Source organism: Rhodococcus sp. C3V, from assembly GCF_029269915.1.
GTDB lineage: Bacteria > Actinomycetota > Actinomycetes > Mycobacteriales > Mycobacteriaceae > Rhodococcus_F > Rhodococcus_F qingshengii.
Genome location: NZ_JARJBE010000029.1, coordinates 1 through 20,805, shown reverse-complemented (window position 1 = coordinate 20,805; position 20,805 = coordinate 1). Strand labels below are relative to the sequence as shown.

General features: G+C 61.2%; 14 protein-coding genes and 1 pseudogene. 8 read left to right on the top strand and 7 right to left on the bottom strand.

Translation table 11 applies throughout. From position 1 onward, the window contains the following. Nucleotides 1-332: 332 nt before the first annotated feature. The gene (locus P3G66_RS31185) at nt 333-767 is read right to left on the bottom strand and encodes an anti-sigma factor (RefSeq protein WP_276117806.1); all 435 of its coding nucleotides are present in this window, start codon (nt 765-767) and stop codon (nt 333-335) included. Between the two features lie 862 nt (nt 768-1,629). Between P3G66_RS31185 and P3G66_RS31180 the strand changes: the two genes are divergently transcribed. From P3G66_RS31180 to P3G66_RS31160, 5 genes are all read left to right on the top strand, one after another. Beyond that, nucleotides 1,630-2,502 carry a hypothetical protein gene (locus P3G66_RS31180; protein WP_276117805.1) on the top strand — a complete coding sequence of 291 codons (873 nt, stop codon included), beginning with the start codon at nt 1,630-1,632 and terminating at the stop codon, nt 2,500-2,502. Between the two features lie 71 nt (nt 2,503-2,573). Further along, nucleotides 2,574-3,194 carry a hypothetical protein gene (locus P3G66_RS31175; protein WP_276117804.1) on the top strand — a complete coding sequence of 207 codons (621 nt, stop codon included), beginning with the start codon at nt 2,574-2,576 and terminating at the stop codon, nt 3,192-3,194. A gap of 830 nt (nt 3,195-4,024) precedes the next feature. Continuing rightward, the gene (gene glsA / locus P3G66_RS31170) at nt 4,025-5,059 is read left to right on the top strand and encodes a glutaminase A (protein WP_276117803.1); all 1,035 of its coding nucleotides are present in this window, start codon (nt 4,025-4,027) and stop codon (nt 5,057-5,059) included. Then, on the top strand, nt 5,049-6,695 hold the full coding sequence (locus P3G66_RS31165; RefSeq protein WP_276117802.1) for an MFS transporter: 1,647 nt from the start codon (nt 5,049-5,051) through the stop codon (nt 6,693-6,695). The genes glsA and P3G66_RS31165 overlap by 11 nt, the downstream gene beginning before the upstream one ends. Nucleotides 6,696-7,218: 523 nt before the next feature. After that, a complete protein-coding gene (locus P3G66_RS31160; protein ID WP_276117801.1) occupies nt 7,219-9,018 on the top strand; it encodes an alkyl sulfatase dimerization domain-containing protein in 1,800 nt (599 codons plus the stop codon). A 228-nt stretch (nt 9,019-9,246) separates the two neighbouring features. Here P3G66_RS31160 and P3G66_RS31155 read toward each other — a convergent pair whose 3' ends face one another. Beyond that, the gene (locus P3G66_RS31155) at nt 9,247-9,642 is read right to left on the bottom strand and encodes a hypothetical protein (RefSeq protein WP_276117800.1); all 396 of its coding nucleotides are present in this window, start codon (nt 9,640-9,642) and stop codon (nt 9,247-9,249) included. A gap of 234 nt (nt 9,643-9,876) precedes the next feature. Here P3G66_RS31155 and P3G66_RS31150 point away from each other — a divergent pair, with 234 nt between their 5' ends. Then, nucleotides 9,877-10,863, top strand: coding sequence for a tellurite resistance/C4-dicarboxylate transporter family protein (locus P3G66_RS31150; protein WP_276117799.1), 987 nt, complete (start codon nt 9,877-9,879; stop codon nt 10,861-10,863). On the opposite strand, the gene narI is transcribed toward P3G66_RS31150, so the two are convergent. The 5 genes and pseudogenes from narI to P3G66_RS31125 form a co-directional block, all read right to left on the bottom strand. Then, entirely contained in the window at nt 10,837-11,568 is a 732-nt protein-coding gene (gene narI, locus P3G66_RS31145; protein ID WP_276117798.1) for a respiratory nitrate reductase subunit gamma, read from the bottom strand. The genes P3G66_RS31150 and narI overlap by 27 nt on opposite strands. Nucleotide 11,569: 1 nt before the next feature. Continuing rightward, nucleotides 11,570-12,241 (bottom strand): nitrate reductase molybdenum cofactor assembly chaperone, encoded by a 672-nt coding sequence (narJ, locus tag P3G66_RS31140; RefSeq protein WP_276117797.1) that lies wholly within the window; start codon nt 12,239-12,241, stop codon nt 11,570-11,572. After that, nucleotides 12,238-13,896, bottom strand: a complete 1,659-nt coding sequence (gene narH / locus P3G66_RS31135; protein ID WP_276117796.1) for a nitrate reductase subunit beta — start codon at nt 13,894-13,896, stop codon at nt 12,238-12,240. The genes narJ and narH overlap by 4 nt, the downstream gene beginning before the upstream one ends. Beyond that, nucleotides 13,896-17,573, bottom strand: a complete 3,678-nt coding sequence (locus P3G66_RS31130; RefSeq protein ID WP_276117795.1) for a nitrate reductase subunit alpha — start codon at nt 17,571-17,573, stop codon at nt 13,896-13,898. Before P3G66_RS31130 ends, narH begins: the two co-directional genes overlap by 1 nt. A 405-nt stretch (nt 17,574-17,978) precedes the next feature. After that, nucleotides 17,979-19,416: pseudogene (locus P3G66_RS31125) on the bottom strand (ornithine decarboxylase). Between the two features lie 519 nt (nt 19,417-19,935). On the opposite strand from P3G66_RS31125, the gene P3G66_RS31120 reads away from it, so the two are divergent. Together P3G66_RS31120 and P3G66_RS31115 are read left to right on the top strand one after the other, a co-directional pair. Beyond that, a complete protein-coding gene (locus P3G66_RS31120; RefSeq protein WP_276117794.1) occupies nt 19,936-20,457 on the top strand; it encodes a 2Fe-2S iron-sulfur cluster-binding protein in 522 nt (173 codons plus the stop codon). After that, on the top strand, nt 20,454-20,805 hold a 352-nt coding region (locus P3G66_RS31115; RefSeq protein WP_276117793.1), incomplete at its 3' end, for an FAD binding domain-containing protein. The genes P3G66_RS31120 and P3G66_RS31115, both read left to right, overlap by 4 nt.

Genomic DNA, 20,805 nt, shown 5'->3' with positions numbered 1-20,805 from the left:
ATCAGGGCGGAAGGATTCTCATAACTTGCGGCTCACTTGATGGGGGTCATGCCAGGGCGATAAGCGACTCGCAGCTCATTGCCGACCTCCGCGGTGAGGAGGCGCAGGCAAGTGCTTACGTGTTGTATTCGGAAGAACACCCAAGCCCTGTTTTTTTCGGCCGACGACACGGATCAGTGAGATTGCAGCGAGAGTGCCGCGGGCCGCTCACTCCGACGCTTAACGTTCGAGAAAAACCGTTGACCCTCGACTCCGGCGACGTTCTCGGGGATGGGCCGGAGCGTAGAAAACGGTGAACTGGGAGTATTCGTTGACTTCCCGGGCCGGCGGAGTCACGACCCTTCCTGCAAACCCTTGGCCAGCGTGATCGTCGCAGCCCAGTTTTGCTCCGGCGAGGCAGGTGGGATCTGCGAGAGGACCACTCCGTCTACCAGGATCTCGAGGACATGCCATCCGAACGACGAGGTGCTCGTGGTGATCTGTCCGGTTGTCGACGTGGAGAACAGCACTCGCACTGTGCCCGGGACAGTGTCTCCGTCGAACTCACACGTCAGGGTGACAGAAGGTAGGGCGTGAGAGATGAGGATGCTTGCAGCTTCGTCGGCGGCGAGAACAAGGTCGGACAACCCGTCCAGCGAGAGTGCATAGTGCGCGGCTACGGTCCGCACCAGTGATCGCAGTACCGGCAGTTGATCAGGTGTTGCCGAAACGGAAAGCGATGGGGAAACGGTGGCCGGGGAAACAGTCGCCCGCTCGAAGGACGTCACGTGAGATTTGCTCCTGTACCTGGTCGGATGTGGCCAACTGCCTGAAAGAAAGCATGATGGCCACGTACGAAAACACGATCAGCGCTTCACCTGCCCGATTTACCTTGCCGTCAAACATCGAGTTTAGCGCTGTTGCCAGCTGCGCAACAGAACGTGATCGGAGCGGATGCATAGCGCGCCGCGGACCTCAAAGCTCATCGCGACTCGAGTGAGGAACCGCTCTGCGACATCACGGACCTCGACATTCGTGTCTTGTGAATGTCAGACAAAGAAATCTAACGCTCGGACCGTCAGCATCGCGTACTCAAGCCTCCGCAATCTCGTTGAAAGAACGATCTGCATTGTGCGTAGCCGTGCATCCAGACGATGGCGTCCGGCCACACCGGAAAATCGTCGTCGCAGCGGTGGTGGAACTTTCCGGCCAGTTACAGCGCAATAGATTTGGTGTGGGTTTCACACTCAAGTCGTCTTGCTCGGAATGTGCTTTCGTTCTTCGCCCAGCCAGCACCGAAAATGACAGTTGTATCCGACATATTAGGAAGTTCCACAACAGATCCTGTCCGTCTCAGTGATACCGACGACGCAGAGAGAACCCGCAGCAAAGACGAGATGTGCGGACCACACACGGACCCTGCATAAATCGGCCTGTGACGCGGCAGCGCAGGGTAGGAGGTCCTCGTAGAACGCGGATGAAACATCGCCGAAAGTACGAGCGCCTCCCCGAAAGGATTGAACTTTCTCCGATTTGTGTGACTTCGAGTACTACTGGTCGGTAGCCTTCGCTCCGAGCACATAGATGTGACTCACGACATACCGACAAGAGTGGTGTTTCGGTGCGTCGATTCCATGCCTGAGGAGCCCAATGTCCAAGAATGCCTTGAGAACCCGAGTTGCCCCCACGATGGCGATCGCTGCAGCCCTTGCTTTGATAGGAGGCGGGATTGCCACCGCAGAGGAGAATTCCTCGCTCGGTTCGTCCGGTACACCCACCGCGACCCCTTTGACATTCGACGGATGGTCGTCATGCCCCGTCGAAGACCTCGACGTCGCGACCTGCGCAACCGTCGTGGTCCGCGGCGGTTCGATGAAAATCGGGGGACTGACCGTGCCCGTCCCCGACGGCGGACTCAAGATCGCCGGCGGAGTCAAGTACGCCACCCAACCCGACGGCAGCTTCGTCGAAACCTTCGTCCCCAAGCCGGACGGCCGCAACGGGGTGTACTCGAACCCGATCTCCGTCCCGGGTGGGGCCATCGGAATCGACACTCCACTGAATCTGACCCAGATCACGGCAACAGTCGAAGCTGTTGGGCTGCCGAACATCAAGGTGCTCGATCAAGAGTTGACGATGCCGGTGCGACTGAAACTGTCGAACTCGTTGTTGGGTAACAACTGCTATCTCGGCTCCACAGCGAACCCGATCAACCTGCACCTCACGACCACCGGCAACCCGCCCTCGGAGCCCATCGGTGACTATCCGGGAGCGGTGTTCCCTGCCGTTCAGCACACCGACAATCTCTTCGCAGCTCCCGCAGCTAGTGGGTGCGGGGTTTTCGGTGCACTCAACTGGGCGGTGAACCTGCGAGCAGGAACCCCCTCGGCCAGCGGAAAGAACTCTCTGACCACTTCCAGCGACGTCTACACCGTCGCCGCGCGCAAGGTACGGCCGCCGGCAGCTTCCGCTGTGCAGGCAGCTGAACCTGCAGCTGTGGCGCAGATGGGGGCCGCCGGGTAGAGACCACACCCGCCTGAATTTCTTTCGACTGACGGTTCACCCCAGAGGTATTCGACAGAAAGGCACATCACATGTCATCACGCACAATGCTCGGCAAGGCCTCCGCACTCGTGGGGGCAGCAGCCGCATGGACCATCGCTGCATCCGGGATCGCAGCAGCGTCCACCACGATCAGCCCCGCCACAGCCACTCCGGTGACGGCCACCAGCAGTGGGCTCAGTTTCGTGACAACCGGCGGTCTCGAGTTGTACTGCACCAGCGTCAGCGGAACCGGAACCACCCCTGCAGCGCCCGGCAACGTGAACTCCGGAACGGGCGGCATCAACATCAACATTGCGAGCGTGGGATTGTCCGGATGTGACCTCGAAGGTGTGCCGGCAACGATCACCACGTCGGGTTCCTGGGCTCTGAACGTCAACGCCGACAGTGGATCACCGATGGGAAGTATCAAAATCCCCAACGGTGGAGCTCACGTAGTTGCTGGTAGCTGCGTCATCGACGTCACCGCCAGCACTGCCGGCCCCGTGCCCTACAACAACACGACACACACCGTCACCGCCAACAACACCGGAACGGTGAACTTCACCTCGAACGGCGGAAGCGCGTCCTGTCCCTCCGCAGGCGCCGGGACGGCGAAGATGACCGGGGCACTCAAGTTCAACTCCACGCCCGGCATCACCGTCACTCCCTGACCGGAATGTAGCTGCGCCACAGTCGCACCCACTTTCAGGACAATGACAAGTGGGTGCGACTGTCGTCCGTCGCTCTGTCACTTAGGGGGTCTGGCAAAGGCTTGGGGGGGCGACAGGTCTACACCAAGGACCGGATCGAAATTACTCGATTCCTCGGGAAAGAGTCGCCAGCTCACGGCCCTGACTGTCGCAGTGCGGCTTCTCCAGGAAGATCCGCCAATTTGTCGCCGGACCGGGCTATGCCTCATCGCGCCGATCATCCCAAGGCGAGCAGGTAATTCGCCGACGAATCTGCCTCTGATGCCGCAATTTCACGTCGGCCGCGCCGTGGGGGGCTCGAACAAGCTCACGCGCTGGGCGCGGCGAGAAGGCGTGTTCACCTCGAGACGCTAGGCAGCAACCTACGCTTTCGCCGCATTTACAACCGTGATTCTCGAAACCGATGCCGATCATCGGCAAACGACCTTCGTCGATGACGAGCCCACCGCGGAGGCGAATACAACGCAGAGCAATGCCAACCGCCGTGTTTACAGATCACGTGCAGTGCGCTCGGTTCGAGCCCACTGCACGTTCGGGCATATTCGATGATGTCTGTACGAGTTCGACCAACATTCCCTCCGCGCTACCCGCCGCACGGTCGGATCGGTCCGCCGAATTCCACATCATCTGTCCCGCGACGGTCTCGGACACGACACCCTCAGCACGAGGGGGGGTGGATTGGAACCCATGGCGAGATCAGTTCTGGTTTAAGCTTCGACATCATGCTTCTCGAAGGCTTCTATCCCCTCGGTGTCGTCGCTTCATTGAATTGATCTGAAACGGGTGGTCAAATGACCGGAGAATCGCTGGAAGCAGATATCGACCGTGTCGAGCAAGCCGTTCACACCGGCACACTTCCGGGGTGGGATGAGGTCGAGGTCGACGTGATGGACGCGTACGAGAGGTACCGGTCGCGAACATCGGGTGTCGTTGCCGACTACATACCTGCATTGGCGGCCGCCGACCCGGAATTGTTCGGAGTTTCGGTTGCCGAAGTCGGGGGCGCCGTCCACGTGGCGGGAGAGGCGAACGCCGAGTTCTCGATCCAGTCGATCTCGAAAGCGTTCGTCTATGCGATGGTGTGTGAGGAACTCGGCCATCATCTTGTGCGAGAGCGGGTGGGTGTCAACAACACTGGGCTCTCGTTCGATTCTGTCATTGCGATCGAACTGAACGACGGCCACCCGATGAACCCGATGGTCAACGCGGGCGCGCTCGCCACGACTGCACTGGTCCCTGGCGCGACACCTGCGGAGCAGTGGGAACGGATCCGCACCGGGCTCTCCCGATTCGCCGGGCGCGAACTCGCTCTCGACGGCGAGATCTATCACTCCGAGATGCTCACCAATCAGCGCAATCGAGCCATCGCCCGATTATTGGAGAGCTATGGCCGTATCGATCTCGATCCTCTCGACGTGGTGGACACCTACACGCGGCAGTGCTCCCTGAACGTCAGTGCACGCGATATCGCGATCATGGGTGCGACTTTGGCTGACGGCGGAGTCAATCCGGTGACGGGTGACCGCGTCGTCTCCCCGGACGTGTGTCGGGACACTCTTTCTGTGTTGGCGGCAACCGGAATGTACGAGCGTTCGGGCGAATGGCTCTTCGAGATCGGACTCCCCGCGAAATCCGGTGTGTCGGGTGGAATCGTGGCGATCGCCCCAGGGAAGGGCGCAATCGGCACCTTCTCGCCGCGTTTGGACTCTGCCGGGAACAGTGTCCGTGGGCAGCGCGCTACCGCGTACCTCTCGCGGACACTGGGACTGAACCTGTTCGCCTCTGCCGCTCACCGCACCGACGAGGGAGATTCACATGGCAACTGACCGGACCGCACCATCGACCGACGAGGACCGCAGGTCCTGGCTACCGATGGTCGGGCTCTTCTTCGCGCAGATTCTGATGTCCTTCAACGTCGCGGCGCTTCCCGTCTCGCTCGGTGGCATGGTCGAGGACTTCGGTGTCGCCCCGACTGTCGCAAGCACGACGATCGTTGTCTACGGTCTCGCTGTGGCGGCGTTGGTGATGGTCGGGGCGAAACTAGGCCAACACGTCGGGTGGGTCCTGATCTTCCGCGTCGTCGTCGCCACTTTCGGTTGCTCGGCACTGATGATGATCCTCGCGCCGTCGATCGGATGGGCCATTGCAGGTCAAGCAGTGGCCGGCGCGTCTGCGGCGATCATCGTGCCGTCCCTTGTCGCGTTGATCGCCGAAAACTACCGTGGGGCACAACAAGCCACGGCTATCGGATCGTTGGGCTCTGCTCGGGCAGTGTCGGGATTGAGTGCATTCTTCATCGGAGGCGCCCTCGGCACGCTGGTCGGATGGCGTCCGGTGTTCGGTATTGTCCTCGTCCTCGCAGTCACTGTCTTCGCGCTCAGCTTCACCCTTCGCTCCGACCGTGGGGATGCCGGTATCAAGATCGATCTCGTCGCGGCAGCCCTGATCGGCGGCGGCGTCGTCCTGCTCACTCTGGGCTTCAACAACCTCAACGGATGGGGAGTCTTCTTCGCCTCCCAGGACGCCCCGTTCGACCTCCTCGGCCTCTCACCCGCTCCGCTGTTCATCCTCGTCGGGGTGGTGCTGGGTCAGGCTTTCTACTCATGGACCCGCCGCAGAGTCCGTGAGGGTAAAGTTCCTCTGGTCGATCTCTCGGTGCTGGGAAGCTCGCGCGAGCGTGCCGCCGTATACGCGATGTTCATTGTCGTAGCACTCGAGGCTGCGCTGAACTTCACTGTGCCCCTGTACATCCAGATCGTGCAGGGACGGACACCCTTCGACACCGCGCTGGCGATGATGCCGTTCAACCTGACCGTCTTCGTCACCGCGACACTCGTCGTCCGCTTCTACAAGAGATACAGCCCCCGCACCATCGGCGTCTTCTCGTTCACGCTCACCACTGTCGCGCTTGTCTGGCTCGCCTACGTGGTGACGAACAACTGGGAAACCGTTCCGACGATCGCCGGCCTGATCGTGTTCGGTATCGGTCAAGGCGCGCTGGTCACCCTCGTGTTCAACGTCCTCGTCACCGCCGCGCCCAAAGAACTCGCGGGAGATGTCGGGTCCATCCGCGGCACCACCCAGAACCTTGCATCCGCGGTCGGCACCGCATTGGCAGGAGCGCTTCTCGTCACGATCCTCAGTTTCAGTGTCGGTCAAGCTGTAATCGACAACGTCGATTTACCTGAGTCTCTCATCGCGCAAGTCGATCTCGACAACATTAACTTCGTCAGCAACGACCAACTCCGCGAACTCCTCGACGACACCAACGCAACGGCCGAGCAAATCGACACCGCCATCGCAGTCAACGAGGACGCAAGGCTCGGAACCCTCAAACTGGGCCTTCTCATCCTCGCTGCCATCAGCGCAACGGCAATCATCCCCGCCACCCGCCTACCGAACTACCGCCCACACCAGATCCCAGACCCGACCGACGATGGCACGATTCCTGTCCAGCAGTAGGTCGGACGACGCTCAGTTATTCCAACGGGATTGGCTCGAGCAAATCGCAGTGCCCGGACATTATTCGTGAGGCAGTCTGCCTCAGTGGTCTGCACAGAACGCCCGATCCCTCTACGTATCAAGGGCTGCGGGTGTGGGGTTGCGGCGAAGTTCCCCACAGCTACGGATCGAAACACCGCGTGTCGGTGCCGACGCACATGAGGCAAGCCAGGCAGGGCCGCTCAGTGCCGATGACCATCCGCTTAGACGCTTGCGGTCTTACCTGTTGACGGTCACAAGAACTACCACCAGGCGGCAGGTAGAGACCGATCATCGCGCTGACGAGACACCGGGTGGGGCAATTCACCCCTGCCGGGTGATGTCTGATTAACGGACTCCTGGTGAAGATGAGCCGAGATGTCTTCGATAGCGGACCTGATGGATCCACTCGGTGTGAGTACTCGCGTACATCGTCGATCCTGAACTCCGACATACGATGTGCTTTCTCCATTTGGAACCGCCGACCGTTTCACGAGGAGTCCTGATGCCCGCTGATTTCACCGACCGCACCGATTTCGACAATGCAGCTCGTGGCCTGGTCGCGAAGCTCGAACCCGCACAGATCAAAGCCGGCGACGGCCGTGTCGTCTACGACGCGGCGGGTTTCGCCCAGGCGACGACAGGAGACTGCCCCGACACTGTGAACCCGAGCCTGTGGCGTCAAGCGCAGCTCACTGCAATACACGGTCTCTTCGAGGTCACCGAAGGTATCTACCAGATTCGGGGTTACGACCTGTCGAACATGACTCTCGTAGAAGGCGATACCGGGGTGATCGTGATCGATCCGCTTGTCTCCGCCGAGTGCGCATCGGCGGGTCTGGCACTGTACCGAGAGCACCGCGGGGACCGCCCGGTCAGCGCAGTCATCTACACCCATTCACACATCGATCACTTCGGTGGTGTGCTCGGCGTTGTCGCTGCTGATACCACAGTGCCGATCATCGCTCCTGAACATTTCCTCGAACACGCAGTCTCCGAGAACGTCTATGCAGGCGGCGCGATGTTGCGGCGTGGGATGTTCCACACCGGAGTCGTGCTGCCGGTCGGTGCAACGGGCACGCTGGGAGCGGGCCTCGGGCCCAGCACATCCACCGGAACTGTCGGCCTTCTTGCGCCGACCTTGGACATAACGCACACCGGTCAGGAGGAGACATTCGACGGTGTGCGCATGATTTTCCAGGTCACTCCCGGTACCGAGGCTCCCTCGGAAATGAACTTCTTCTTCCCCGACCACCGCGCATTGTGCTTGGCGGAGAATGCAACTCACAACTTGCACAACCTCCTCACCTTGCGCGGCGCCGAAGTGCGCGACGCGCGCAACTGGTCGCGCTACCTCGCCGAAGCAATCGAAATGTTTGCCTACGACTCCGACGTTGCATTCGCCTCGCACCATTGGCCAACGTGGGGCACCGACAATCTGATCGGGTATCTCACCGAGCAACGCGACCTCTACGCCTACCTTCACGATCAGACGTTGCGTCAGCTCAACCAGGGCCTCGTAGGGTCTGAGATCGCCGAAAACTTCGACATGCCACCCACTCTCGATGCCGCATGGCACACCCACGGATACTACGGTTCGGTCAGCCACAATGTGAAAGCGATCTACCAGCGCTACCTCGGGTGGTACGACGGCAACCCCGCACACCTCTGGCAGCATCCGCCGGAAGGTGCAGGCACACGCTACGTACGCGCAATCGGTGGGATAGAGGCAGCCGTCGCGAAGGCCCGCGAGTTCGCCGACGGAGGGGACCTGCGCTTCGCCGCCGAGCTAGCCAGTCACGCTGTGTTCGCAGAGCCCGGCCACGCCGGCGCGAAAGAGGTTCTCACTGAGGCATTGACGCGGCTGGGCTACGGTTCCGAGTGCGCCACATGGCGAAACAACTACCTCGTCGGAGCCAGCGAAGTCGACGGCCCACCGCATCCTGCCGAAGTCAGCGCGGCCGGGATGGCGACTGCGCTCACCGTCACGCAAGTCTTCGACAGCATCGCCATCCGGATCAACGGCCCGAAGGCGTGGGATACGGCGGCATCGATACGCTGGCACTTCACCGACGTAGACCAGACATATCGAATGGAACTCTCCAATGGTGTCCTGATTCATTACCCGACGGGGCGATCCGATCCCGCCGATCTCGTTGTGACACTGACCAAACCGCAGCTGCTTGACCTGCTGGCAGGTTCCGGTGCCGACGGCATCGCGATGGGCGGCGACACGACCACGATCAGAAGGATTGTCGACCTGACTGATCAACCCGATCCGGCCTTCCCGATCGTTACCCCATGATCGTCATCGGAGTGGACATCGACCGCGAAGACCGAGGTTCCGCCGGGCCGCTGATCACCGTCAGCGCCGAAGACCGAGTTCGGTGTTGACGGATCGATGAAATGACCAGGTCGGAGCGGCGTCGTTGTACCGACAAAAGCAGCTGCACAGGAAACGAGAAACGCGCCATTTGCGGAGGGTGGCGCTCCAGTGTGCAGACGCGTGTGCACACTGGAGCCCAGGTGAGCGCTATCTGAGATTGAGGAGATGGTCTTCGAACCCGAGGAGGAGATCCATCGAGGACGATGACAAGCCGTGGACGATGTGCAGCAGACGCCGGACGGTGCCGTCGTCGACGGAATTGATCAGATCCAGGTCATGATCAAAGGTGTCTTCGGTGGGACCTTCGAATGGGGCGTCGTAGAAGTGGGAGAGCGGAGCATCGAAATATTCGGCGATCGCTCGCACATATCGATCCGCAGGGCGTGTTCTGACTCCATTGCGCAGTTGGGACAGGTACGGCGCAGAGATCGTGCACCCCTTGTCGGTCAGGGCAGTAGCGACCATCGTGTTCGTTGTACCGCGCCGCGATCTGGCAAACAGTGCGTTGAGTTGCTCGGCAAACATGTGATCGGCTTTCGTCATGTCAGCTCTCCCCTTCCGCCTGACATGTCATTAGCTGTATGATAGCTCAAGGAGGCCGTGAGTGTGCGGGAAAAAAACCGCTCGTAGATTCCGGATCTGCCGGAAAGGCTACAACTGCGCACCTTCTCGCCGGCTCCGTCTGATCGGTCGTTGAGGGGCTCGTTGTGCAGTAAGACTTCGAATTGCGGCGTCGAAACCACCGCACCCGACCCCCTCGTCACGCATCATGGATGTGTGTCCGGCGATCACCACGCTAGATCGACAGCAGGCCGCACGCTCGAGATCATCCCTCCGGGCGCGGGAGCGGCCGCGATGTCCTCTGGAATCGTGTCCGTAGCGTTGCATCTGATCGGGCTCGAGGCGTTTTCGCTGGTATGGCTGGTGATCGGGACGGCAGTCTGGCTCGTTCTCGCTGTGGTGTTCGCATCGAGGTTGGTCGATGATCGAGCACGGTGGATCGACGAGGCAGATACCCCTCCGGCACTCACGGGTGTAGCGGCGACGACAGTCCTGGGCACGCGATTCGCCCTGTTCGATTGGAGCCTGGTCGGATTCACTGCGCTCGCGATCGCAGTGCTCGCGTGGATCGTGCTCATACCGGCGGTGATTCGGCACTGGACTTCGCCGACCGTCGGCGTGCATTTTCTGTTGTGTGTGGCCACCCAGGGCCTGGCTGTGTTGGGAGCAACGCTGGCGGCTACAACCACGGCGCATTGGATCGCGATTCCGTCGGCCGTTGCTTTCGTTCTCGGCCTGGCGTTCTACGTCCTGGTGCTCGTCAGGTTCTCGCTCAACCAGCTCCGCGTCGGTGCCGGAGATCATTGGGTCTTCGGTGGGGCGCTGGCGATTTCGACGCTTGCGGCCGGAAAACTGTCCGCAGCAGCGCAGGCTGTCGGTTGGCCGCAAGGACTGCATCATTTCTGCCAACGGTTGAGCGTGGGGCTCATGGTCCTCGTGCTCGGATGTTATGCGGTGTTGCTTGTCTGCGAATTGGTCTGGCCGCGACTCGACTACGACGTCAGACGCTGGTCGACCGCGTTCCCGATGGGCATGACCTCGGCCGCGTCACTGACCGTCGCAGCGACGGCGTCAGCTACCTGGTTGAAGCCGGTAGGTGAAGTGTTGGTGTGGCCGGCGGTAGCGCTGTGCACAGTCCTGCTGATCGCTTCGCTGCGACGATTGCGGGCGGTGAGTTCACCAACCCCGACGGTGGGGACGTGAACCGACCAGTTCGTTCTTACGAGCGTCGTCGCGGCTGCGGTAGACGATGTACGGCCGGAACAGGTACGCGACCGGTGCACTGAAGACATGCACGAGGCGCGTGAACGGCCACAATGCGAACAACACCATGGCAATCGAGACGTGGATGTGGAAATCGAGCGAGGCCTGAGCCATCAGGTCACCTCGGGGCTGCAGGATCCAGATCGAACGAAACCACGGGGAAACGGTTGTGCGGTAGTTGGTTTCCTCACCGAACGCACCCGAGCCGAGCACTGTTGTTGCCAGACCGGCGACGATTGCGGCGATCAGCACCACGTACATCAATTTGTCGTTCCACGTCGTTGCCATGAAGACGGGTCCGCGGGTGCGCCTGCGGTACACGAGAATCCCGGCTCCGACCAATGTGGAGACACCCGCAATCGAGCCCAGTACAAGGGCTTGCACGTGATAAACGTGCTCGCTCATCCCGATCGCGTCGGTCCACGACTGCGGTATCACCAACCCGATGAAGTGCCCGACGATCACGACCAGGATCCCGAAATGGAACAGTGGGCTGCCGATGCGGAGCAATCGGTGTTCGTACAATTGGGATGATCGTGTCGTCCAACCGAACTTGTCGTAGCGATAGCGCCACCACGTACCGATCATGAAGATCGCCAAGACCACGTACGGAACTACATCCCAATAGATTTCACCGGCAGACATCTCACGTCACTCCTTCACGGCGGGGTGGGACGGTCAAGGTGAAGAGTTCGAGTCCGACTGCTTCGGCCGGCGGACCCGACGCCGCTAGATGCTGGGCTCGAAGCACGTCCTGATTCGACACGGACGGCAGTGTTCCGCATACCGCCGCGAGAACCGGCGCGTACGGTGAGTTCGAGTCGGTCAGTGCAGACCAGATGGTCTCCAGCGGAACACGATGCGCTGAGAGCAGTTTCGATCCGGCTTCGGGATCGACGCATGCGGCGAACTCGAGTACGACGGTCAGGTGGTCTGCCGATTCGCTCTTCGGAGGCTCGACTCCGGCCCCGCGGTACGCGTCGGCGAACGACAATATCTCGCGCCCTCGATTGCGTGTATCGCCCGCAGTCCAGTACGTCAGGTAGAGGGTGCTGCGCCGCCGGAGGTCGAATGTCTCGACGTACTGTGTGGCCGAGACGTATTCGTCGCAGCCACGCAGAAAGCGACAGGTCTCGGCGAGCTGATCTCGCGAGTTCGGCGGCAGATGGCCGAGGATGTCCTCGACGACGCCGAGTCGCTCGCCGCGACCCGCGTCGGGATAGGCCAACAGCAATCCGGCGGCATGCCACACCAGTCGGTGTTGAGCGACCGCGCTGCGGCGACCGCTTCTGCGATTGCCTTGGCCGAACCCGATCATCGACGCGCACCTCGATCGGGAAAGAGCCCAGTGGGTTTGCCCTTGCCGTCCCAGTTCAGGAGATTGACCCGGGACGGGTCAGCGGAGTTGGCGGACAGTTCCTCCGTCGTCTGACGCTCACGCAAGGCGTGAAAGGTCTCGACTGCCACCGGGACCGGGCCACCGCTAGCCTCGCCGAACGGTCCGGACTCGTGCATACCGGGGCCGCCGTCGAAATCCAGAGCGCACTCGGTTGCCGTCTCCTCGAGTCTGTGCCCGTCGACCGCGTAGGCAGTGGGAATGATGTAGCGCTCCTCGTACTTGGCCAAAGCCAGAAGGCGGTACATCTCGTAGATGTCTTCCTCCGTCATTCCTACCGCCTCGGGGATATGGGGCTGAGGTTCACGTCCGAGGTTGATGTCGCGCATGTACGCACGCATCGCGGCCAGTCGTCGCAGAACTCCGTCGACGATGTCGGTATCGCCGGCCGTGAACAGTCCGGCCAGATATTCGATCGGAATCCGCAACGAGTCGAGAGCACCGAAAAGATTGCCGACGTCCTCCCCGTCGTGGCCGTCGCGGCTCACGGCATCGACCACGGGGGACAGGGGCGGGACGTACCAGACCATCGGCATGGTGCGAAACTCCGGATGAAGGGGCAGTGCGACGCGGTAGTCCTTGATCAAAGCGTGGACGGGTGACCTCTGCGCCGCCTCGATCCACTCGTCCGAGATGCCCTCTGCGCGAGCACCTTCGACGACCTCGGGATCATTCGGATCCAGCAGGACATCGAGTTGAGCCTCGTACAGATCTTTCTCGTCGGGTACGGTCGCCGCCTCGAGTACCTTGTCGACGTCGTAGAAGATGAGGCCGATGTAGCGCAAGCGACCGACACAGGTCTCCGCACACACGGTCGGCAGCCCCACTTCGACGCGCGGGTAGCAGAACGTGCATTTCTCGGCCTTGCCCGTCTTGTGGTTGAAATACACCTTCTTGTAAGGACATCCGGAGACACACATTCGCCAGCCGCGGCACTTGTCCTGGTCTACGAGAACGATCCCGTCTTCGGTTCGCTTGTACATCGCCCCTGACGGGCAGGATGCGACACACGACGGATTCAGGCAATGCTCACAGATCCGCGGTAGATAGAACATGAAGGTGTCTTCGAGTTGGAGTTTGACCTCCTCGTTGATCTTCTTCAGCACGGGGTCGTTCGGCACGATCTCAGGCGAACCGGCCAGATCGTCGTCCCAGTTCGCCGACCACTCCACCTTCATCGGTTTGCCGCTGATCAGGCTTCGTGGTGCTGCCACCGGCATGTGCTCGCCCAAGGGCGCCTGCGTGAGATTTTCGTAGTCGTACGTCCAGGGTTCGTAATAGTCCTCGATGGACGGCATTTTCGGACTCGCAAAGATGCGTGAGAGCTTCTTCAGTCGGCCACCGTCACGCAGGCGGAGTCGGCCGTTCTTGTCGCGGACCCAACCGCCGTTCCATTTCTCCTGATCCTCGTAGGTTCGCGGATAACCCTGCCCTGGTCGCGTTTCCACGTTGTTGAACCACACGTATTCTGTACCGGATCGGTTGGTCCACGCCTGTTTACACGTCACCGAACAGGTGTGACAGCCGATGCACTTGTCCAGATTCATCACCATCGCCAGCTGCGCCATGACTCGCATCAGTACGTCACCTCCTGCGAGCGACGTCGTACGACCGTCACTTCGTCACGTTGATTTCCGGTCGGACCGAGGTAGTTGAAAGCAAACGACGTCTGTGCGTAACCGCCGGCGAGGTGGGAAGGCTTGATCAACAGTCTGGTCAGCGAATTGTGGATTCCGCCACGCTTTCCCGTCGTTTCGGTAAGCGGCACGTCGATGGTCCGCTCCTGAGCGTGATAGACGTACACCACCCCGTCCGGCATCCGGTGCGAGACGATCGCTCGACACACGACCACACCGTTGCGATTGACCGCTTCAACCCAGTCGTTGTCCGACACCGCGATCTTGGCAGCGTCTCCTGGGCTCATCCACATTGTCGGACCGCCACGCGAGAGCGAGAGCATGAACAGGTTGTCCTGGTACTCGGAATGGATGGACCACTTCGAGTGAGGGGTCAGATACCGGACGCTCAAACCGATTCCACCGTTCCGATCGCCGAGCGCAGGCTCGCCGAAGAGGCTTGCCATGTCGAGCGGTGGCCGGTAGATCGGTAGCTGCTCGCCCAACTCCTCGATCCAGTCGTGATCGAGGTAGAAATGCATTCGACCGGTCAGGGTGTGGAAGGGTTTGAGTTCTTCGATGTTGACAGTGAATGGTGCGTATCGGCGACCACCGGTTTCGCTACCGGACCATTCCGGACTGGTGATGACCGGAACCGGGCGAGCTTGAGTGTCGGCGAACGTGATTCGCCGTTCCTCGCTACCGGCTGCCAGGTGAGTCAGTGGTCGACCAGTTCGCTTTTCCAGTTGGGCGAACCCTTCGACGGCCAATCGTCCGTTGGAGGTGCCGGACAGTGCCAGAATTGTCTCGGCCATCTTCTCGGCAGTGTCGAGCGCCGGTCGACCGGCGGCAACACCTGAATCGAAGACCCCGTGTTTGGCCGCCAACTCTTCAACTTCGCGTGTCGGATGCGTCGTGACGCCCTTGGTGGTGAGTCCGGCCTTCTCGACGAGTGGACCCAACGCAGCCCATTGTTCGGCGACTGCTGGGTAGTCTCGCTCGACGACCACGAGCGGGCCCATGGTCTTTCCCGGGACAGGTGTCTCGCCGCCAGCGCGCCAATCGTGTTCTTTGCCTGCACGATAGGCCATTGCGCCAGGTGTGTCGTGTTGGAGTGTGCCCATCACGACATCTCGGCGCTTCCCGAGGTGCTTGCGCGCCAGGACACTGAATGTCTTGGCGATGGAGCCGAAAGCGTCGAAGTCGGAACGTGTTTCCCACGGCGGGTCGATGGCAGGGGTGAAAGCATGAATGAACGGATGCATGTCCGTGCTCGACAGGTCGGCCTTCTCGTACCAGGTCGCGGCCGGCAGAACCACATCCGACAGCAAAGTGGTGGACGTCATCCGGAAGTCGATCGACATGAGCAGATCGAGTTTGCCCTCGGGGATGTCGTCGCTCCACGTCACTTCGCTCGGGCGCAGGTCTTCCGGTGTCGGCTCCGCCTGCAGATTCGAGTCCGTGCCGAGGAGGTGCCGAAGGAAGTACTCGTTGCCTTTGCTCGACGAACCCAGAAGATTTGCCCGCCACACACTCAGAACCCGGGGCCAGTTCTTGGGATTGTCCGGATCGGTGACCGCGAAATTGAGCTCTCCCGAAGCCAATTGGCTTGTAACGTGTTCGACGACATCGCGATCGTGAGTGTCTGCTTCGTCGGCGAGATCGAGACTGGAGCGATCGAACTGCGGGTAGAACGGCGTCCATCCCATCGACACAGCTGAGGTCAGCACGTCCATGGTGTGACGATCACGGAAATTGCCGCGACCGGTGGGGCTGGACAAGGCGTCGGCCTGGTAGCCGTCGTATCGCCATTGGTCGGTGTGGACGTACCAGTAGGAGGTGCCGGCCATCTGGCGAGGCGGTCGGAGCCAATCGGTGCCCATCGCGACGGCTGTCCAGCCGGTGACAGGGCGGCACTTTTCCTGCCCGACGTAGTGCGCCCAACCCCCGCCGTTCCGGCCCATCGATCCGGTGAGTATCAGCAGGCTGAGGACAGCTCGATACGTCGCGTCGCCATGGAACCACTGACAGATCCCGGCACCCATGATGATCATCGAACGGCCACCCGAGTCGACGGCATTGGTGGCGAATTCACGCGCAATTCGAATCACCTGCGACGCACTGACACCCGTGATCGATTCCTGCCAGGCGGGGGTGTACGGCGCGCTCGCGTCGTCGAAGCCGGTGGGCCAGAGGCCGGGCAAACCGTCGCGCCGCACCCCGTACTGCGCGAGCATGAGGTCGAAGACAGTGCACACCAGACGATCCCCGACGCGGCGCACCGGCACTCCCCGAATCATGCTCTCGCCGTGACCGTCTGGGGTATCGAAGCGAGGAAGATGGATTTCGGCGGTCTCGCCTCCGTCGGCGGAGACGGTCAACGCCGGTACCACGTCACCGAGATCGAGATTCCACTTCCCGACACCTTCGTCGCCGTAACGGAAGCCGAGAGAGCCGTTCGGTACGACCACGGTGTCGGTGACGCTGTCGACGAGAACCGGTTTGAACGCGGCGTTCTCACTCGATTCGCCGTGATCTGCGGCCGTCAGATTCTTTCCCGCGACCAGGCGCCCGTCGCGTTCCTCGACGGTGACGAGGAACGGTAGGTCGGTGAACTGCCGTACGTAGTCGACGAAGAACGGTTCGCTCTTCTCGACGAAGAAGTCGGAGAGGATGACGTGTCCCATCGCCATGGCCATCGCGCCGTCGGTCCCGGCGGCGCACGGCATCCACTCGTCCGCGAACTTGGTGTTGTCGGCGTAGTCAGGGCTGATCGAAACGACTTTGGTTCCGCGGTAGCGAACTTCGGCCATCCAGTGAGCATCGGGTGTGCGAGTCACCGGGACGTTCGATCCCCACATCATCAGATAGGCGGCGTCCCACCAGTCCCCGGACTCCGGCACGTCGGTCTGATCGCCGAAAACCTGAGGTGAGGCGACCGGCAAGTCCGCGTACCAGTCGTAGAAAGACGTCATCACGCCACCGAGCACTTCGATGAACCTCGAGCCGGCAGCGAACGAGACCATCGACATCGCCGGAATCGGGGAGAAGCCCGCAACGCGATCGGGGCCGTATTCCTTGATGGTGTGCACGTGCGCAGCCGCGATTATTTCGGTGGCTTCCGCCCACGTCACCCGCACCAGCCCACCTTTTCCCCTGGCCTGCTGGTACTTTCGGCGACGCTGCGAATCGCCTTGAATATCGGCCCAGGCATCCACCGGATCGCCGAGTCGGGCTCGCGCCTCGCGGTACATCTCGACGAGCACGCCGCGTGCGTACGGGTACCGGACGCGGGTGGGGGAGTAGGTGTACCAGGAAAAGGCGGCCCCGCGTGGACACCCTCGCGGTTCGTATTCGGGCCGGTCAGGTCCCACGGTCGGATAATCGGTCTCCTGGGTCTCCCAGGTGATGATGCCGTCCTTGACGTAGATCTTCCACGAACACGAACCTGTGCAATTGACTCCGTGCGTCGACCGCACAACCTTGTCGTGACTCCAGCGATCCCGATAGAAGATGTCGCCGTCGCGTCCCCCTCGACGATTCACAGTTCTGAGGTCGGCGGAGAACTCGCCAGGAGTGAAGAAGCGGCCGCCGCGAAGGAGAGCGTCTTCGGCCCTGCTGCCGATGTGTTCGACCACTGTGGCACTTCCTTCACATCCCCACGATCACCTCGAGTGACCGAGAATCTGACGAACGAGCATGCGTGTCCATAGAACCGCAAAGACGGACTTGTCGCGACCGTTCGGGAGAAGTCCCAGGCAGGGAGGGATGGCGAAAATACGAGTATCGCTTGCGGTCTCGACGCGGTACTAGGAAAGGATGCGCGGTAGGGCAGGGGCACAGTTGTCGATGACGCAGCCCGCTCGGCTTCAGGGTCGTGCAATCGCGAGATAGGACCGCTTCGGGAGCCCCGAACACAGCTGCGCTTCCGCTTAAAGGGCCGCCACTGACCCCCTGAGTTGCCGCGCTGGGGTATCCCGCTACGAGTAACCAGTGGACCCACTCTCGGTGCGTCGAAAGTGGTCGGGTTCGTACTCGAGCCGTCAAACTAGCGCTCGAAACTTCTCCAACGATGAATCGGTGGCATCCGGAACGACCATGCCTGCCCGGATTCCGGATTGCAAGTAGTCCACCACTTCTCTGTCAAGGCATTCACCACGGACCACAACGGGAATCCCGGGTGGATACGGCGTGAGTTGTTCAGCGGCGATGCGCCCGACAGCGTGTCTTCCGAACACCATGTCCGTTTTGCCGAAGAACGCCTCACGCGGAGATGTCACAGTGGCCAATTGAAGGTCAGCGGGAGCAGGCAGGTCGATCGACTGGGCGGGCGGAAAGCGCGATACGGCCGCACAGAGTGCAGCCAAGCCCTCGACGAGTCTCCTGGCCGTGGCTCGATTGTCTGCAGCTGAAATCGTCGCGAGAATTCGCCGATGATCACTCATTCCCACATCGATCAAACGCCCCGCTCTCAGCCAATCCGAACATTGATATCTTGTCGCGCCAGTTCCGGAAACATCGATCAGGATCTGCAACTGGTCCAAGTCGTGCGATGCTTGATGGCCTAGTAACTCGTAGTCGAGCACTTCGAGACCAGGTAGCGCCTCGATCTCGTCGCGGAGCGATGCCGCAAGCGTCAGAGCAGAATCCAGAATGGCCTGTCCTGTCTCGACCATCTGGCGTCGCCGCCCGTCGAGCGCGAATTAGATCAAGACGTTAGGACTGGTAGTCATCAGTAGATCGGCACACGCGGACAAATGAGCGGCGTCGACAAGATTTCCTTCGAGGTGAAAGACCGATCCCTGCTCGAACCCCATACCCATCTTGTGGACACTGACCACGCAGACGTCTGCGCCGGCGTCCATCGCCCAAGCCGGCAGCTGCTCGTGGAAGGGCAAATGTGCGCCCCACGCTTCGTCGACGATCAAAGGCTTTCCCCGGCTGTGACATTCATCCGCGATCGCCGCGATATCGGCGCAAGTACCGTACGGGCTGGGGCTGACGATCAACGCTCCTGCCGCGTTCGGGTTTTTCTCCCATGCTTCACGAACCTGTCCGGGAGATGGCGGGTGTGAAATATGGCGTTCGGAATCCCATTGAGGCGTAATCCAGCGAGGCGTGATCCCGGCGAAGATCAGTCCCGCGACGATGGACTTGTGGCTGTCTCGCCCGACAAGCAACCCGCCAGGGTCGTTTCCCGCAAGGGCCATCATCGCAGCCTTGACCGAGAGCGAACTTCCGCACGTCGAGAAGAACGCATAATCCGCTCCCACCGCGTCCGCCATCAATTGTTCAGCGTCTGCCAGATAGCCGTTCGACGATGTCCGATCGTCCAAACCAGACGACGCGAGTACGTCGCCACGAAACGGATCTCGGCCGAGTACATCGAGCATGGCGGTCTGTGCCGCGTCCCTGTCGGTGCCCTGGAGGGGCGAATCCGTACCGATCCAGGTGATGATATCGGTCCAGGGCTTCCAACAACGGCGCACGACATTAGTCCATGCGGCAGGGCTACCCAGGAAAGGGCACACTCATTCGTGCGCGTGGAGGTGCGCGTGCCGCGGACGACATGGTTTGAATGTGTCCGGAATAGTTTCTGGCGGGATCCTCCCGGGACAGTGGGGCCTCGACACGGCCCACACCACCCCCCTCAGAGAGTGACTGAACAGTCGTAGAGACTCGTAGTTGTTGCGGTGATGAGCAGTTCACTCGCGAACCGAACGGTGGCGGCCGGTGGTCATTCGCTCTTGCGTCCACAACGTGTGCATCGCGAGTGCCCCCTCGTCAGCTTTGGGGAGGAAAGCGCAACGCGGTTTAACGGGCCCGGTCAGACTGCGGAATCCTCGGGAGGAGGCTTGACGTTTCAGGTGAAAGCGTGAAAAGGCAGCCGTGACGACACGGCTACACAGGCGCCGCACTCGCGAGTGATCTTGCAAACGCCGCATCATCGGGCCGTGGCGTTACCCGTTTGAGTAATCCGAAGCGGGGTAGGTGCTCGTCATGGAGTCTTCGCGAATCGATGCCGAAATCACGTTGACGGTGGACGGCAATAGCCGCACCCTGACGGTCGACACTCGAACCACGCTGCTCGACGCGCTGCGGGATCGTCTCGGCCTGACGTCCCCGAAGAAAGGGTGTGACCACGGGCAGTGCGGATCGTGCACGGTTCTCCTCGATGGGCGGCGTGCCGTTACGTGTTTGACGTTCGCAGTGGCGCAGGACGGCGCACAGATCACCACGGCAAGCGGTTTGTCGGATCACGACGGCCTACACGCCGTACAACAAGCCTTTCTCGACCAGGATGCGCTTCAGTGCGAGTACTGCACCCCAGGGCAGGTGTGCTCGGCGGTGGGAATGCTCGACGAGGTGAAGGCTGGACACCCCAGTCATGTCACGCACGACCTCGACGTCGACCCGGATCTGGACGACGCCGAGATTCGGGAACGCATGAGCGGGAACCTCTGTCGCTGCGCTGCATACGGCAACATCGTCGCAGCAATTCGACAGGCGGCGCAGTCATGATGCCGTTCGAGTACCGACGCGCCGAGGACGTGGACGGCGCGTTGACTCTGATGTCTGAAAATGTCGACGCCGCCTTTTTGGCCGGGGGTACGAACCTCGTCGACCGTATGAAACTCGGCGGGGTCAACCCGCGGATGGTGATCGACGTAAGTCGGTTGCCCCTCGCCAGTGTGGAAGTGCGTTCGGATGGAGGGGTCCGCATCGGAGCTACAGTCCGAAACTCCGACCTTGCGGCCCACCCCGTGATCCGTAGCCGATACGCAGTGCTTGCGCGTGCCCTCTTGTCCGGAGCTTCAGGGCAGTTACGCAATGCGGCGACCACTGCCGGCAACCTGATGCAGGCAACCA